This is a genomic window from Brevirhabdus pacifica, assembly GCF_002797755.1.
Classification (GTDB): Bacteria; Pseudomonadota; Alphaproteobacteria; order Rhodobacterales; family Rhodobacteraceae; genus Brevirhabdus; species Brevirhabdus pacifica.
Genome location: NZ_PGFI01000011.1, coordinates 1,625,012 through 1,640,761, shown reverse-complemented (window position 1 = coordinate 1,640,761; position 15,750 = coordinate 1,625,012). Strand labels below are relative to the sequence as shown.

The 15,750-nt window shown below is 67.8% G+C and carries 15 protein-coding genes; 9 read left to right on the top strand and 6 right to left on the bottom strand.

Translation table 11 applies throughout. The annotated features are described in order from the left end of the window. The first annotated feature begins 29 nt into the window (after window positions 1–29). The 3 genes from purQ to CLV77_RS07925 all read left to right on the top strand — a co-directional run bounded on the left by purQ (window position 30) and on the right by CLV77_RS07925 (window position 3,868). Window positions 30–698, top strand: coding sequence for a phosphoribosylformylglycinamidine synthase subunit PurQ (gene purQ / locus CLV77_RS07935; RefSeq protein WP_076978489.1), 669 nt, complete (start codon window positions 30–32; stop codon window positions 696–698). Between the two features lie 70 nt (window positions 699–768). Further along, window positions 769–2,532 (top strand): sensor histidine kinase, encoded by a 1,764-nt coding sequence (locus CLV77_RS07930; protein ID WP_076978490.1) that lies wholly within the window; start codon window positions 769–771, stop codon window positions 2,530–2,532. A 7-nt stretch (window positions 2,533–2,539) separates the two neighbouring features. Beyond that, entirely contained in the window at window positions 2,540–3,868 is a 1,329-nt protein-coding gene (locus CLV77_RS07925) for a sigma-54-dependent transcriptional regulator (RefSeq protein ID WP_076978491.1), read from the top strand. 105 nt (window positions 3,869–3,973) lie between these two features. Here CLV77_RS07925 and CLV77_RS07920 read toward each other — a convergent pair whose 3' ends face one another. From CLV77_RS07920 to CLV77_RS07910, 3 genes are all read right to left on the bottom strand, one after another. Further along, window positions 3,974–4,810: an arginyltransferase gene (locus CLV77_RS07920; protein WP_076978492.1), complete on the bottom strand. Its 837-nt coding sequence runs from the start codon at window positions 4,808–4,810 to the stop codon at window positions 3,974–3,976. A 191-nt stretch (window positions 4,811–5,001) separates the two neighbouring features. Next, complete coding sequence (locus tag CLV77_RS07915; RefSeq protein WP_076978493.1) at window positions 5,002–5,505, bottom strand: RDD family protein; 504 nt, start codon at window positions 5,503–5,505, stop codon at window positions 5,002–5,004. A 110-nt stretch (window positions 5,506–5,615) separates the two neighbouring features. Next, the gene (locus CLV77_RS07910) at window positions 5,616–6,068 is read right to left on the bottom strand and encodes a DUF2852 domain-containing protein (protein WP_076978494.1); all 453 of its coding nucleotides are present in this window, start codon (window positions 6,066–6,068) and stop codon (window positions 5,616–5,618) included. A gap of 184 nt (window positions 6,069–6,252) precedes the next feature. Between CLV77_RS07910 and CLV77_RS07905 the strand changes: the two genes are divergently transcribed. After that, window positions 6,253–9,087, top strand: a complete 2,835-nt coding sequence (locus tag CLV77_RS07905) for a [protein-PII] uridylyltransferase family protein (protein ID WP_076978495.1) — start codon at window positions 6,253–6,255, stop codon at window positions 9,085–9,087. Beyond that, window positions 9,087–9,353 carry a hypothetical protein gene (locus tag CLV77_RS07900; RefSeq protein ID WP_236861031.1) on the top strand — a complete coding sequence of 89 codons (267 nt, stop codon included), beginning with the start codon at window positions 9,087–9,089 and terminating at the stop codon, window positions 9,351–9,353. Before CLV77_RS07905 ends, CLV77_RS07900 begins: the two co-directional genes overlap by 1 nt. Before the next feature lie 43 nt (window positions 9,354–9,396). On the opposite strand, the gene eda is transcribed toward CLV77_RS07900, so the two are convergent. Together eda and edd are read right to left on the bottom strand one after the other, a co-directional pair. After that, window positions 9,397–10,047, bottom strand: a complete 651-nt coding sequence (gene eda / locus CLV77_RS07895; protein WP_076980902.1) for a bifunctional 4-hydroxy-2-oxoglutarate aldolase/2-dehydro-3-deoxy-phosphogluconate aldolase — start codon at window positions 10,045–10,047, stop codon at window positions 9,397–9,399. Window positions 10,048–10,128: 81 nt separating this feature from the next. Beyond that, complete coding sequence (gene edd, locus CLV77_RS07890; protein WP_076978497.1) at window positions 10,129–11,931, bottom strand: phosphogluconate dehydratase; 1,803 nt, start codon at window positions 11,929–11,931, stop codon at window positions 10,129–10,131. Between the two features lie 230 nt (window positions 11,932–12,161). On the opposite strand from edd, the gene CLV77_RS07885 reads away from it, so the two are divergent. The 4 genes from CLV77_RS07885 to CLV77_RS07870 all read left to right on the top strand — a co-directional run bounded on the left by CLV77_RS07885 (window position 12,162) and on the right by CLV77_RS07870 (window position 14,953). Next, entirely contained in the window at window positions 12,162–12,341 is a 180-nt protein-coding gene (locus CLV77_RS07885; RefSeq protein ID WP_076978498.1) for an RSP_7527 family protein, read from the top strand. A gap of 186 nt (window positions 12,342–12,527) precedes the next feature. Further along, entirely contained in the window at window positions 12,528–13,166 is a 639-nt protein-coding gene (locus CLV77_RS07880; RefSeq protein ID WP_076978499.1) for a DUF6778 family protein, read from the top strand. A gap of 51 nt (window positions 13,167–13,217) precedes the next feature. After that, complete coding sequence (locus tag CLV77_RS07875; protein WP_076978500.1) at window positions 13,218–14,414, top strand: RSP_2647 family RNA methyltransferase; 1,197 nt, start codon at window positions 13,218–13,220, stop codon at window positions 14,412–14,414. After that, window positions 14,411–14,953 carry an RSP_2648 family PIN domain-containing protein gene (locus CLV77_RS07870; RefSeq protein WP_076978501.1) on the top strand — a complete coding sequence of 181 codons (543 nt, stop codon included), beginning with the start codon at window positions 14,411–14,413 and terminating at the stop codon, window positions 14,951–14,953. The genes CLV77_RS07875 and CLV77_RS07870 overlap by 4 nt, the downstream gene beginning before the upstream one ends. Window positions 14,954–15,007: 54 nt before the next feature. Here CLV77_RS07870 and CLV77_RS07865 read toward each other — a convergent pair whose 3' ends face one another. After that, window positions 15,008–15,694: a M48 family metallopeptidase gene (locus tag CLV77_RS07865; protein ID WP_076978502.1), complete on the bottom strand. Its 687-nt coding sequence runs from the start codon at window positions 15,692–15,694 to the stop codon at window positions 15,008–15,010. Window positions 15,695–15,750 lie beyond the last annotated feature (56 nt).

The window sequence follows — 15,750 nt, the reverse complement described above, 5'->3', positions numbered from 1 at the left end:
GGCAGCCCCGCAAGAGGAGAAGCCACCAGATGAAGGCAGGCGTTATCGTTTTCCCCGGGTCCAACTGCGACCGGGATATGGCCGTGGCCTTCGAAAAGGCCGGCGCCGACGTGCAGATGATCTGGCACAAGGACAGCAGCCTGCCCAGCGGGCTGGACGTGCTGGGCGTGCCGGGCGGCTTTTCCTTCGGTGACTACCTGCGCTGCGGCGCGATCGCGGCCCAGTCGCCGATCTGCCGCGCGGTTGTCGATTTCGCCGGCAAGGGCGGTCACATCCTGGGCGTGTGCAACGGCTTTCAGGTCCTGACCGAAACCGGCCTTCTGCCCGGGGCGCTGATGCGCAACAGCAACCTCAAGTTCATCTGCAAGAACGTCGAGCTGACGGTCGCGACCGACGACTCGGCCTTCACCTCGGGCTATGAGCGGGGGGCGCAGATCACCGTGCCCGTGGCCCATCACGACGGCAATTACGTCATCGACCAGGACGGGCTGTCCCGCCTGCGCGACGAGGACCGGATCGCCTTCACCTACGCCTCCAACCCCAACGGGTCGGTCGCCGACATCGCGGGCGTGCTGTCCGAGAACCGCCGCGTGCTGGGCATGATGCCCCACCCCGAACGCCGGGTCGAAGCGGCCCATGGCGGCGAGGATGGCGCGGCGATGTTCCGCGGGCTGATCGATGCCCTGGTGCCAGCCTGAGCTTTCGCAGCCCCCTTGCCCGGGCGGCCTGCGGCTTGAGCCGCACCGGCCGCGGCCCTAGGCTTGTGGCATGAGCATGCAAGCCACCCACACGCATCCCCCGGTCGATACCGGCCGCATCGCTTGGTATCTCCGGGCGGCTGTGCTGTTGCTGGCTGTCATCGCCTCGATCACCATCTGGTTCACCAACCAATGGCTGACCGAGCGTTATACGATCGCCACCCGCTCCAAGGCCGAGCTTCGCCTTGCGCTTTATTCCGGTAACATTGTCAGCGAGTTGCAGCGAAATTCTGTCGTGCCGCTGTTGCTGTCGCGGGACCCGGCGCTGATCGGGGCGCTGAACTCGGGCGACTATTCGGCGACCTCGCAGCGGCTGATCTCCTACCAGCAGGAAATCGGTTCGGCCTCGTTGATCCTGCTGGACGGGGACGGGCGGGCGGTGGCCACCACCAACCGCAACGCGCTGGGGTCCAGTCACCGGACCAACCCCTATTTCGTCGAGGCGCTGCGCGCCGACGACACGGTCTTCACCGCCTCGCGCGATGACACCGGCTCGTTCAAGTTCGTCTATTCCCGCCGGGTCGAGTCGGACAAGCGCGGCATTGGCGTGATCGTGGTCGAGGTCGACCTGAAGAAGCTGGAAAGCCGCTGGCGCGGCACCTCGGATGCGGTTCTGGTCACCGACAGCACGGGTCAGGTCATCCTGACCACGGAAAACCTGTGGCTGGGTCTGAACATCGAGGAGGCGCTCAAGCAGCGCAGCCCGCCCAACGCCATTCAGCGGGCGATCCAGGCCACCGCAGACTGGGGCCCCATCCCGCCCGACGCCTATTTCCGCGGACAGGCCTACATGCGCCAGGACGGGCGGATCCCGTTCCAGGGTTGGCGGCTGGTCTCCTTCACCTCGCACGCCCCGGTGCGCGAGCGGGTGAACGGCGTTCTTGCGTTGGAAATCATGGGCTTCGCGCTGATACTTGCGTTGGCGTTTTACCTTTTCAGCCGCCGCGCGGCCTCGCAGTCGCTGTTCTTCCAGCAGGAATCCGAGGACCTGCGCCGCCTGAACCGGCGCCTGCAACAGGAGATCGCCGAGCGCGAGCGTGTCGAGAAGACCCTGGAGGTCGCGGAACAGACCATCGCCCAGTCCTCCAAGCTGGCCGCCCTTGGCGAGATGTCGGCCGCCGTCAGCCACGAGCTGAACCAGCCCCTGGCGGCGATGAAGACCTACCTGGCCGGTGCCAAGCTGCTGTTGCAGCGCAAGCGCCCCGAGGAGGCCCTGTCGTCCTTCCAGCGCATCGACGACCTGATCGAGCGGATGGGATCGATCACGAAGCAGCTCAAGAGCTATGCGCGCAAGGGCGGCGAGGCGTTCGAGCCGATGGACCTGCGTGCCTCGGTTTCCTCGGCGCTGGCGATGATGGAGCCGCAGCTGAAGCAATTTGACGTGAACGTCAGCACCGCGCTACCCTCCGAGGAGGTGATGGTGCTGGCCGACCGGATCCGGCTGGAGCAGGTCATCATCAACCTCTTCCGCAATGCCATCGACGCCATGCAGGCCGAGAAGGAGCGCAAGCTGGATATCCTTGTAACCGTTGGGAAATTCGCGACCCTCGCGGTGCGTGACAACGGCACGGGGATCGACGATCTGGACGAGTTGTTCGAGCCTTTCTACACCACGAAAAAGCCCGGCGACGGCGTTGGCCTGGGGCTTGCCATCTCTTCGGGGATCGTCTCGGATCTCGGTGGACGCCTCACGGCACGGAACGCAGAGGGGGGTGGCGCAGTTTTCGAAGTGCAGCTGCCCTTGTTGGGCAGCAAGACAGCGGCCGCAGAGTAGGAGCACCATGCCCGAAGGTATGAAGATAGCGATCGTCGATGACGAGCAGGATATGCGCCAGTCCATCAGCCAGTGGCTGGCCCTGAGCGGGTACGACACCGAAACCTTTTCCAGCGCAGAAGACGCGCTGAAATCACTTGGCTCCGACTATCCGGGTATTGTCGTCAGCGACATCAAGATGCCCGGGATGGACGGTATGTCCTTCCTCAAGAAGCTCATGAGCGTCGATTCGGCCCTGCCGGTGATCATGATCACCGGCCACGGCGATGTGCCCATGGCCGTCGAGGCCATGCGCGTCGGCGCCTATGACTTTCTTGAAAAGCCCTTCAACCCCGACCGGATGACCGAGCTGGCGAAGCGTGCCACCCAGACCCGGCGCCTGACCCTCGACAACCGCGCCCTGCGACGGGAGCTGAGCGACGGCACGGTTCTGATGCGCAAGCTGATCGGGTCTTCGCCGGTGATGGAACAGCTGCGCGAGGACATCCTGGACCTCGGCCAGGCCGACAGCCACGTTCTGATCGACGGCGAAACTGGCACCGGCAAGACGCTGGTGGCCCATGCGCTGCATGCCGTGGGTCCGCGCGCCGGCAAGAAGTTCTGTTTCGTCAGCTGCGCCGCCTACGGCGAGGACGAGCTTTCGGCCAAGCTGTTCGGCCCCACGATCGACGGCAGCCTTCCCCTGGCCGAGGAGGCCCGTGGCGGCACCCTGCTGCTGGAGGACATCGACGCGCTACCCCAGACGCTTCAGGCGCGGCTACTGACCTTTATCAACGACCAGGGCACGCCTGCCGAAACCCGCGTGGTGGCGATCTGCAACATGCAGGAGGCCGAGAAGACCTGCGAAGATGCGCTGCGCCCCGATCTTTATTACCGCCTGGCGGCGATGAAGATCACCATGCCGCCGCTGCGCCAGCGGGGCGAGGATATCCTGACGCTGTTCAACCGCTTCGGTCAGCAGTTCGCCGAGGAATACGGCACCGAGGAGCCTGAGGCGAGCGCTCAGGAAGCCGCCCAGCTGCTTCAGGCCCCGTGGCCGGGCAACGTGCGTCAGCTGATCAACGTGGCCGAACGGGCGGTGCTGCAGAACCGGCGCGGCTCGGGCTCCATCGCGTCGCTTCTGATGGCCGATAATTCCGAGATCGAACCCACGATGACCACCGAGGGCAAGCCGCTCAAGGAATATGTCGAGGCGTTCGAGCGAATGCTGATCGACAACACCATGCGGCGGCACAAGGGCTCCATCTCCAGCGTGATGGACGAGCTTTGCCTGCCACGCCGGACCCTGAACGAGAAGATGGCGAAATACGGCCTCAGCCGGTCCGATTACCTTTGATCCTCAGGGCGCGTGCGCCCCGTGATGCAGACATGAAAACGCCCCCGCGGGAGACCGTGGGGGCGTTTTTCGTGGCGGCCACAGGCACGACGATAGCGGGCGGCCTCAGTCGGTCGGGCGCGAATCCGGCAGGTTGATGCGCGCCACCTGTTCGGCAATAGGATCGGTCGACAGCGGGTGCGGGTCGGCCTCGAAGGTGGCGGGATCGGAAAGCTCTTTCCACTCGCCCTCATGGTAGATCTCAACGGGGTCGAACCGCGCCTTGTAGCCCATCTTGGACGAGCCCGGCACCCAGTAGCCCATGTAGACATAGGGCAGCCCGGCTTCGCGCGCGATCTCGATATGATCGAGGATGACATAGGTGCCCAGCGAGCGTTCGGTCATGTTCGGATCGTAGAAGGAATAGACCAGCGACAGCCCGTCATCCATCACGTCCGTCAGGCAGACCGCGGCCAGCCGCTGATCGCTGCCCGTGGCAGGATCGGCCGGCTGGGTGTATTCGACCACGCGCGAGCGGACGGGCGTCTCCTCGATCATCGCGGCAAACTCGAAGATGTCCATGTCCGCCATGCCGCCCGAGGCGTGACGCGCCTCTAGGTAGGACCGGAAAAGCGCGTATTGATCCTCGGTCGCCCAGGGCGACGTCGCCTCGCGCCGCAGGGATCGGTTACGGTTCAGCGTGCGCCGCTGGCTGCGCGAGGGTTTGAAATCGGCGACCCGGATCCGTGCTGACAGACAGGCCGAGCAATCCGAGCACGAAGGCCGGTAAAGCACGTTCTGCGAGCGGCGGAAGCCCTGTTTCGACAGCGAGTCGTTGAGCTTTCCCGCGTAATCGCCCTGCAATGCGGTGAACAGCTTACGCTCCATCCGGCCGTCGAGATACGGACAGGGTTGTGGAGCGGTCACATAGAATTGTGGCGCGATGGGCAGCGTGTGGCGCATGGGGATATCTGTCTCAGGGTCTTGGCGAGGTTAGCAAGAGCGAGGCGCGCAGCCAATAGACAATCATTTGGGGCATTCGCCCGCGATTGGAAGGGGTGGGCGAGGGGGCCTGTGCAAAAGAAAGGGTGCCGCCGACCCAAAGGACGGGGCACCCCTTTCTCCGGGGTCCACGGGGGACCCGAAGGGATGGTTCAGGCCCGCCCGGCGGCCCCGTCGCGCCCCTCGCGGCGGGCCGGTTCGTGGAACTCGGCGGCGCGGTTCAGGGCGACGGTGCCCAGCACCATGTCGCTGAGGCCCTGGCGGCGGGCCGAGGTCAGCATCAAGGCCACCGACACAAGCTGCGGGATCACGAAGCTCATGGAGGCGACGTAGCCGGTCGTGTGCAGAACGGCCGTCGCGGCATCCAGGCGGTCGCCGTCACGGTCCAGCACCACCAGACCCGTCAGCCGCATGCCCAGCGTGGCCGAACCCGACGCCATTGAGGCCGAGCGATAGATCCAGCCCACCAGCATATAGAGGAAGGGCAGGTAGAAGAGCGCGGTGAAAAGAGTGAAGGGCACCACCAGCGCGGTCAGCAGCGCCGTGATCAGCACGTCGACGATCCAGGCGATCGCCCGCTTGGTGGGCACGTCGCGATAGAATTCCTCCTGTTCGACGGGATCGGGCAGGCGGTGATGGATGGGCTGGGTATGCATGACATTCCTCTGGCGGATCTGCGGGGCCGGGGGGCTGCGGTCAGCCGCCTTCGACATGGGTCCAATATAGGAAGGGGCGGCCCCGCCCGAAAGGGGGCCGCCCGGGATCGTCAGGCGAAGGCCGCGCGGGGGTCGGCCGTGCCGGCATCGTCGTCGCGGTTGCCGGTCGCGCCGGTCGCGGGTGCGGCCTCGGGGGTCGCGGGGGTGTTGCCACGGTCCTTCATGAACTGGTCGAACTCGGCCTTGTCACGGGCTTCGCGCAGGCGCTGCAGGAAGCTTTCGAAGGCGCGCTGTTCGTCCTCGAGGCGGCGCAGGGTTTCGGCCTTGTAGCTGTCGAAGGCCTGGTTGCCCGAGGAGCGGAAGGCATAGGCCGCCGCGGGGGCCGCCTTGGCGATGGGCGAGCCTGCGATGAACTTGCGACCCACGAAACGGTAGGCAAGGATCGCCAGGCCGATGGGCCAGAAAAGGACAAGGCCCAGGGCGGCAGCGCCAAGCCACGCGGGCTTGCCACGGGCGTCGAGCCAGTTTTCAGCCATGGCGGGCCAGGTCGAGACGGTGCTCATCAGGAAATACTCCGAGGTTGCTTTGGGCGGTTCCGAGAAGTGAATGTTATTCACATTTACATAGATGGGAAGCCGCCGCCGCCGTGCAAGAGGTGGGGCCAAGAAAATCCGCCACGCACGCTTCCCCGTCTTCCATCGCATTCATGTCATTGACCATTCCGCGCCGAGGGGCACATCCTCTTCCATGGATTTCGCAAGCCGCATCACCAGAAACCCGATTCCCCATGACCCCGACCGGGGTGCCGACGTGGCGGGCCACTTCACCCATCTTGCGCCCGAGCTCACGGGTCTGATCGGCGGGGCCGCGGGGTGCAGCCCCTATTTGGCCGGGCTTCTGACGCGCGAGGCTGAATGGCTGTCCGAGGTGCTTCAGATGCCGCCCCAGGCCGCCCGCCGGGCCCTGATGGACGGATTTGCCGGGCTGGAGGGGGCGGGCACCGCCGAGGGTCTGCGCCGCCTCAAGGGGCGGATGGCGGTGCTGGTGGCGCTGGCCGATCTGGGCGGGATCTGGGATCTGGAACAGGTGACCGGCACGCTGACCGAGTTTGCCGACCGCGCCGTGCAGGTCGCGATCGATCATTTCCTGGCCGCCGAGATCCGGCGCGGCAAGCTTCCGGGCATGACCGAGGATGACCTGACCACCAGCGCGGGTCTCCTGGTGCTGGCCATGGGCAAGATGGGCGCGGGCGAGCTGAACTATTCCTCGGACATCGACCTGATCTGCCTTTTCGACGAAAGCCGCTACGGGGCCGAGGCCGGGGAAGCGCGGGCGGTGCTGATCCGGGTCGTGCGGCGCATGGCCGGGATGCTGTCGGACCTGACCGACGCAGGCTATGTCTTCCGCACCGACCTGCGGCTGCGGCCCGACCCGTCGGTGACTCCGGTCTGCCTGTCGATGGACGCGGCCGAACGCTACTATGAAAGCGAGGGGCGGACATGGGAACGCGCGGCCTACATCAAGGCCCGCGCCGCCGCGGGCGACCTGGCCGCCGGTCAGCGTTTTCTGGATATCCTGCGCCCCTTTGTCTGGCGCCGGCACCTGGATTTCGTGGCGATCCAGGACGCCCATGACATGCGCCTGCGCATCCGCGCCCACAAGGGTCTGTCGGGGCGCATCGCGCTTGAGGGGCACGACATGAAGCTGGGGGTCGGCGGGATCCGCGAGATCGAATTCTTCACCCAGACCCATCAGCTTATCTCGGGCGGGCGGGATGCCGACCTGCGGGTGCGCGGCACGGTCGAGGGGTTGGCGCGTCTTGCCGAGAAAGGCTGGATCGAGCAGGGGGAGCGTGAGCTGCTTGCGGAGCGCTATGCCCAGCACCGGGAGGTCGAGCATCGGCTCCAGATGCTCAACGATGCCCAGACCCACCAACTGCCCCGCAGCCCCGAGGGGTTTGATCGGTTGGCCCGGTTCATGGGCGAGGGGGACACCGCGGCCTTCCGCGCCCGGCTGGAGGAGCGGCTTGGCGATGTCGCCCGCCTGATGGAGCCGTTCTTCGCCCCCGACGCACCCGCCGTGCCGATGCCCGACGAGGTGGCGCCCGAGATGGCCGAGATCATCGACCGCTGGCCCGGCTATCCCGCCCTGCGCTCGGAACGGGCGGTGGAGACCTTCGGCCGCCTGCGCCCCGGCATCATCGACCGCCTCAACCGCTCCGCCCGGCCGCAGGAGGCGCTGATCCAGTTCGACCAGTTTCTCAAGGGCTTGCCGGCGGGAGTTCAGCTTTTCGCGCTGTTCGACGCCAACCGTCACCTCGTCGACCTGCTGATCGACATCTGCGCCACGGCGCCGGGGTTGGCCAGCCATCTGTCGCGCAATCCCGGGGTGCTGGACGCGGTGCTGGGCGGGTCGTTCTTCGAGGAATGGCCGGGCGCCGAGGCCCTTGGCTCGGAGCTGTCGGCGCGCCTGGCCGGGATCGGCGATTACGAGGATCAGCTTGTCGAGACCCGGCGCTGGTCCCAGGAATGGCATTTCCGCATCGGGGTGCACCATCTGCGCGGCTTGGTCGATGCCGAGACCGCGGGACGGCAATACGCGGATCTTGCGCGCGCGGTGCTGACCGGCCTCTGGCCCGCCATCGGGGCAGAGTTCGCCCGCCGCCACGGGCCCGCGCCGGGGCGGGGCGCGGTGGTGCTTGGCATGGGCTCCCTGGGGGCGGGCAGTCTGAACGCGGCTTCGGATCTGGATCTGATCGTCATCTATGATGCGGATGGCGTCGAGGCCTCGGACGGCAGGCGCCCGCTGGCCGCGCGCACCTATTACGCGCGGTTGACCCAGGCGCTGGTGACGGCGCTTTCGGCGCGGATGGCAGGCGGGCAGCTATACGAGGTCGACATGCGCCTGCGACCCTCGGGGCGGCAAGGGCCGGTCGCAACCTCGCTGGCCTCCTTCACCACCTACCAGTCCGAGGAGGCCTGGACCTGGGAACACCTGGCCCTGACCCGGGCCGTCGTCGTGGCCGGTGCCCCCGACCTCGCGGCCGAGACCGAGGTCTTCCGCCGCACGCTTCTGGCCGGGCCCCGCGACCGGGAAAAGATCCTTGCCGACTGGGCCGACATGCGCCGGCGGCTGGCCGAGGCAAAGCCCGCGCGCGGTCCCTGGGACGTGAAATCCGGCCCCGGCGGTCTTCAGGATATCGAGCTTGCGGCCCAGGCCGCGACGCTGCTGGCCGGCGGGGCCGAGACGACCTTGCAGGGTCAGTTGGACCAGGCCGTCGCTGCGGGTATCATTACAGAGGCCACGGCCAACGGGCTGGACCACGCCCACGCCCTGCAGACCCGCGTCAACCAGGGCATGCGCCTGTTGGGGCGCAATGAGGTCGGGCCGGAGGGCTTGGGCCGGGGCGCGCAGGATTTCCTTCTGCGCGAGACCGGCGAGGAAAGCATGGACAGGCTTGTCGCCCTGGTGGAAAGCTGCAAGGCCGAGGCGGCGGCGCTGATCGAAGGCGCCTTCGGCATCCGGCCCGGCCCGGATCGCGCACCTGCCGCAAACGCCGAAGACAGGGAGACGGAGAATTGATCAAGGATACGCTGGACCCCAAGGGCCTGATCCGCGAGGCCTATCGCATGGAGGGGATCACCCGGGCCGAGTGCCGCTCGATCTTCCTGGACTGGGCGCTGAGCAGCGCAGACGAGCGCGACACCGCCGCCGACATCCGCCAGCTTCTGGAGCGGCACAGCGCCGACTCGCAGGGTCATCCGATGACCGCTGTGCTGATGGAAGGGGCCGCGTCCCACGAAGCTCCGGGGCGCCGGGGCGGGCGCAAGGCGCGCGTCCCCGAGTGAAAGCCTGCGCCGGTCCCGCCCGGCCGGTCGCGGTCGCGTTGGATCAGGCGCGGGGCAGGGCCGCGGCCTCGCGCGCCAGGGCCTCGATCCCGACCCAGTCGCCCGCGCGCACAAGATCACCCGGGGCCACCCAGGAGCCACCGGCGCAGACCACGTTCGGCAACGACAGATAGCTTGCGGCGTTCTGGGGCGTGATCCCGCCCGTGGGGCAGAAGGACAGCTGAGGCAGCGGCCCGCCCAGGGCCTTCAGCGCCGCCGCGCCGCCAGAGGTTTCGGCGGGGAAGAACTTGGCAATCTCGACCCCGCGCTCGATCAGGCGCATGGCCTCGGTGGCGGTGACCGCGCCCGGCAGGATCGGCAGACCCGCCTCGGCGGCCGCATCCAGAAGCCGGTCGGTGGCGCCTGGCGCCACGCCGAACCGCGCCCCGGCATCGACCGCGCGGGCGATGTCGGCGGGCGACAGAAGCGTCCCGGCCCCGACGACACCCCCTTCGACCCCGGCCATCTCGCGGATCGCGTCCAGCGCGGCAGGGGTGCGCAGCGTGACCTCGAGCGCGGGCAGCCCCCCGGCGACGAGGGCGCGGGCCAGATCGGCGGCGCTTGCGGCATCCTCGATCACCAGCACCGGGATGATGGGCGCGCGGGCGCAAAGATCGCGCAGGAAGCGGTTGGCGTCGGCGGTCGAAAGGGTCATGGCGAAATCCTCGGGCAAGGGCGGTCTTCAGGGGCGGTCTTGGCGGTTTCAGGCGGACGAGTGGACGATCGGGCAGGGGCCTCAGACGGCGCAGCCGGCGCCGGCGCTTGCCGCGCCCACGTTGCGGCGGAACACCTCGAACAGCTCACGGCCCGATCCGAAGGCGCTGGCGCTCAGGTCGACCTGGGCTGCGGCCCGGTCCGAGATGTCGGACAGCACCTCAAGCCTGCCGGCAGGTGCATCGACGCGAATGATGTCTCCGTCGCGCAGCCGTGCCAGCGGACCGCCGTCGGCGGCCTCGGGGCAGACGTGGATCGCGGCGGGCACCTTGCCCGAGGCACCGGACATCCGCCCGTCTGTCACCAACGCCACCTTGTGGCCCCGGTCCAGCAGGACCGACAGCACTGGCGTCAGACCGTGCAATTCGGGCATCCCATTGGCGCGGGGGCCCTGGAAGCGCACCACGATCACCGCGTCGCCGTCCAGTTCTCCGGCCTTGAAGGCATCGCGCACGGCCTCCTGGGTCTCGAAGACGCGGGCAGGGGCCTCCACGGTCTGAAGCTCGGGCTTCACGGCCGAGACCTTGATGACCCCGTGGCCGAGGTTGCCGTCAAGCTGGGCCACGCCGCCGGTGGACTGGAAGGGGTCCGCCACCGGGCGCACGATCTTGTCGTTATGGCTGGTGCGCCCTGCGTCGCGCCACTCAAGCTGTCCGTCGCGCAGGACGGGTTCCTGGGTATAACGCTCCAAACCGGGGCCGGCGATGGTCAGCACGTCGGGATGCAGCAGGCCCGCGTCCAGCAACTCGCCGATGACATAGGCCAGCCCGCCCGCGGCGTGGAAATGGTTCACGTCCGCAAGGCCATTGGGATAGACCCGCGCCAGAAGCGGCACCACCTCGGAGATCTCGGCGAAATCGGCGGGAAGAATCTCGATCCCCGCCGCCCGGGCCATCGCCGGCAGGTGCAGGATCAGGTTGGTCGAACCGCCGGTCGCCATCAGGCCGACCATGCCGTTGACGAAGGCCCGCTCGTCCAGAACATGACCGACGGGCGTGTAATCGCCGCCCAAGTCCGACAGGGACACGACCCGGGCCACGGCGGCGCGGGTCAGCGCCTCGCGCAGGGGCGTGCCGGGATTGACGAAGGACGCGCCGGGCAGGTGCAGCCCCATGAATTCCATCAGCATCTGGTTGGAATTGGCGGTGCCGTAAAATGTGCAGGTGCCCGGCCCGTGGTAGGAGGCCATCTCGGCCGCCATCAGTTCCTTGCGGCCAACCTCGCCTGCCGCGAACTGCTGGCGCACGCGGGCCTTCTCGTCATTGGGCAGACCGCTGACCATTGGGCCGGCGGGGATGAAGACCGTGGGCAGATGCCCGAAGGTCGCCGCGGCCATCACCAGCCCCGGCACGATCTTGTCGCAGACGCCCAGGAAGGCCGCCGCGTCAAACGTGTTGTGCGACAGCGAGATGCCGGCCGCCATCGCGATCACGTCGCGCGAGAAGAGCGACAGCTCCATCCCCGGCTGGCCCTGGGTGACGCCATCGCACATGGCCGGCACGCCGCCTGCCACCTGCGCCGTGGCCCCCGCCGCGCGGGCGGCCTCGCGCAGGATCGCGGGATATTCCTCGAAGGGCTGGTGGGCCGACAGCATGTCGTTATAGGCCGTCACGATCCCGAGGTTGGGCGCGCGGCTTTCGCTCAGCCGGTCCTTGTCGGGGCCGGTCGCGGCGTAGGCATGGGCCTGGTTGCCACAGGTCAGGTGGGCGCGGCGGGGGCCCGCGCTACGGGCCGCTTCCATGCGCTCGAGGTAGGGGCCGCGACGGTGCTCGCTGCGCTCGACGATGCGGTCGGTAACCCGGCGCAGGGTCTCGTTCATGGGCATGGCTGCATTCCTCCTTGGGCGGGCGACTCGGGCGCGCCTTTCCTTTACGGCAGATGAAGTAGCAGAATATGTTAGCGCTAACAATCCGCCCATCTGTCGCAGTGGCCCTGAATATGGGCCTGGCGCGTGGCCTATGCGCTGAGCGCATGGCGGGACGGATCGAATGGCATTAGTAATCCGGCGCTACCAAGCCTAGATCTTTCCATGACAGAAAGACAAGGAACAAGACCATGACCAACCAAAACATCCAGTACAGCAACGCCCCGATCGACTACGCTGCCTACGAGCTTCAGGCTCGCCAGCTTCGTGCCGAGGCTGTTCGCACCTTCTACCTGGCCGCCCGCGAATACTTCGTGAAGCTGGCCCACCGGGGTCAACGCAGCCCCGAAGGCCTTGCCAGCAAGGCCTAAGATATGCGTCAAATGCATGGCGGGACTGTTCTAAACGGATAGTCCCGCCCTGCCAAAGGGTGGGGATCCTTGGAATTGATGCGAGTTTTGCCAATTTTCGCCTCAATTCGGCTGCATCACTTTCACGCGAAAGTTGTGTAGCGGGTCCCGACGGGGGCTCGTCGTTACCAGTGCAGGAGTCCCACGATGAAATCCCTCAAAACCATTGTCGCCATTGCGACCGCCCTCAGCCTCGGCGCCTGCGCCTCGACTGATCTTGCCTCGCGCGATGTCCCCATGGCCAGCGATGTCGGCACCGCCGGCGCGAGCTACCTGCCCTCGGCCGAGTGGACCCTGCGCGACGTGCGCGTGAACGTCCCCGAGACGCTCCCCACCACCGAGGCCGACGTCTATTACCCCATGGCCGACATCGTCTGGCACGGCGACCCGGTCGGCAACCGCCACCAGCAGGTCCAGCGTTTGATGGACGATGGGCTGACCGCCGGCCTGAGCGGTCTGCGCGGCGGGCGCCCCGTCTTCGTCGATGTCGAGGTGGTCCGCTTCCACAGCCTTTCGCCCAAGACCCGCAATTCCATCGGGGGCGTGCACAACATGCTCTTCGACATGGAAGTGCGCGACGCTAACACCGGCGAGGTGCTGGTCCCGCGTCAACGCCACAAGGTCGATCTGCGCGGCTACGGCGGCCGCCGCGCCCTGAAGGCCGAGCGCAACGGCCAGGGCCAGAAGGTGCGCATCATGGCCCACCTGCAGAACTGGGTCGCCGACACGCTGTCGGTCCCCCAGGCCATGCGCGTGACACCCGGGGCCCGCCGCGCCGCGAACTGACCGCGCGACTAGGCACTTTTCCAATTCACCGAATGGGGGTAAGTGGACGGCATGACGCTGTCCCCTTATCCCGTTGTGAAACTCAAGCCCAAGGCCGACGCCCGCGCGATCCGCCATGGCGCCCCTTGGGTTTTCTCCGACGAGCTGGTGCTCGACCGCCGCACGCGCGCGCTCGAACCCGGAACTATCGCCGTGCTCGCCGATGGCGAGCGCCAGGAGATGGCGCTGGTCGCCATCACGCCCGCATCGCGCATAACCTGCCGCATCCTCGACCGGGACCCGGCCGCCCGGATCGACGCCGAATGGCTGCGCCGGCGCATCGCGACCGCCATGGCCATGCGCGAGCACCTTTACGACGCGCCCTTCTACCGGCTCGTCCACGCCGAGGCCGACGGCCTGCCCGGCATGGTGATCGACCGTTTCGGCGACACCGCCGTCGTCCAGCCCAACGCCGCCTGGGCCGACCGGCTGATGCCCGAGATCACCGCAGTGCTCCAGGAGATGGGCATCGCCAACATCGTGCGTAACGGATCGGGCCGGACCCGCAGCCTCGAGGGGCTGGAGGAGTTCATCCGCGTCGAGGCGGGCGCCGTGGAGGGGCCGGTGCCCGTGCCGATGAACGGCGCGACCTACATGGCCGACCTGCTGGGCGGCCAGAAGACGGGGCTGTTCTACGACCAGCGCCCCAACCACGCCTTCGCCGCCCGGCTGGGCCGTGGCGGCAGCGTCCTGGATGTCTTCAGCCACGTGGGCGGCTTTGCCCTCGCGGCCCTGGCCCAGGGCGCGACCGAGGCGCTTGCGGTCGACGGCTCGGCCCCGGCGCTGGAACTGGCCGAGCAGGGCGCGCGCGAAAGCGGCCTGGCCGATCGCTTCACTACCCGCAAGGGCGATGCCTTCGACGAGATGACCGCCCTGGCCGAGGAGGGGCGCAAATTCGACCTCGTGGTCTGCGACCCGCCCGCCTTCGCACCCGGCAAGAAATCCCTCGAAGCCGGCTTGCGCGCCTATGAGCGCGTGGCGCGGCTGGCGGCCGGGCTGGTGGCGCCGGGCGGATATCTGGTGCTCTGCTCCTGCTCCCACGCGGCGGACCTGGCGCGGTTCCGCCAGGCCTCGACCCGCGGCATCGGCCGCGGTGGCCGGCTCGGGCAGCTCATCCACACCGGGTTTGCCGGCCCTGACCACCCGATGCACCCCCAGCTTGCCGAAAGCGGTTATCTAAAGGCGCTCTTCTACCGGCTCGACGGGTGAAGGTTCTCCTCGACGCCTGCGTCCTCTTCCCCACGGTCATGCGCGAAATGCTCCTGGCCGTGGCGGAGGCGGGGCTCTTTCAGCCGATCTGGTCCGAAAGGATCCTTGAGGAGTGGGCGCGGGCGGCCCGCAAGATCGGCCCCGGGGGCGAGGCCGCCGCGCGGATCGAGATCGCGCTGCTGCGCGACCGCTTCCCCGGCGCCGCCATCCCCCCCGCGCCGGGGATCGAGGCACGGCTCCACCTGCCCGATGAGAATGACCTGCACGTCCTGGCCGCCGCCATCGCGGGCTCGGCCGACATGCTGCTGACCCTCAACGCCCGTGACTTTCCCCGCGGCACCCTGGCCGGCGAGGGGCTGGAGCGGCGCGATCCAGACAGCTTCCTCTGGCAACTCTGGTCGGACCAACCCGACATGATCGCCGGTGCCGCCGAATCCGTGCGCCTCCGCGCCAGCGAGATCGACGGCCAGGACCGCGCACTGGCGCCGCTCCTCAAAAAGGCCCGGCTCACGCGCCTCGCCCGCGCCCTCGCCAGCTGAGCCGGCGGCCCCTCTCATTGTCGTGAAAATATCCCCGCCGGAGGCTCCCCGCCCTCAAGACAAGGCCGACCAGCGCGCTTCCAGCGCCTCGATCGCCGCGATCCGCTCACCGGTCGCCGGGTGGCTCAGAAGCCAGGCGGGCGCGGCGCCCCGCGGCCCCGTCATCGCCTCAAGCTTGCGGAACATCGCCTTCTGCGGCGCGGTGCCAATGCCCGCCTTGGTCAGCAGCGCCGAGGCATAGGCGTCGGCCTCGTACTCGTCCTGGCGCGACAGCCGGGCGGCAAGGGCGCTGGTCAGAAGGTTGGCGATCCAGGCGCCGACGCCGGGGATGATCCGCCCCAGTACCAGCATCAGCGCCGTGCGCACCGCGTTCTGACCCGAGAAATCGATCATTCGGCGGCGCGAATGGCCCAGGGCCACGTGGCCCAGCTCGTGGGCGACGACGCTGGCCAGCTCCTTGGCGGTGACCTCGCCGGCCTTGTATTTGCGGAAAAAACCCCGGGTTATGAAGATCCGGCCGTCGGGCGCGGCCAGCCCGTTGACCGGCTCGATCTCGTAAATGTGGACGCGGATCCGCGGCAGGTTCAGCGCCGCTGCCATCTGGTCGTTCAGTTTGCCGAGCGCCGGGTCGTCAAGCTCGGTTGAACGGGCGTCCAGCTCGCGCCGGGTGCGCCAGATCGAGAAGCGGTACATCACCAGCGCATAGGCGATGGCCAGCAGGATCGGTGTGAGTTTCAGCATCGCTTTACCATATGGGAATGGCGACCCGCGGTTTCATCGGGCTGGCGGGCCGGGAT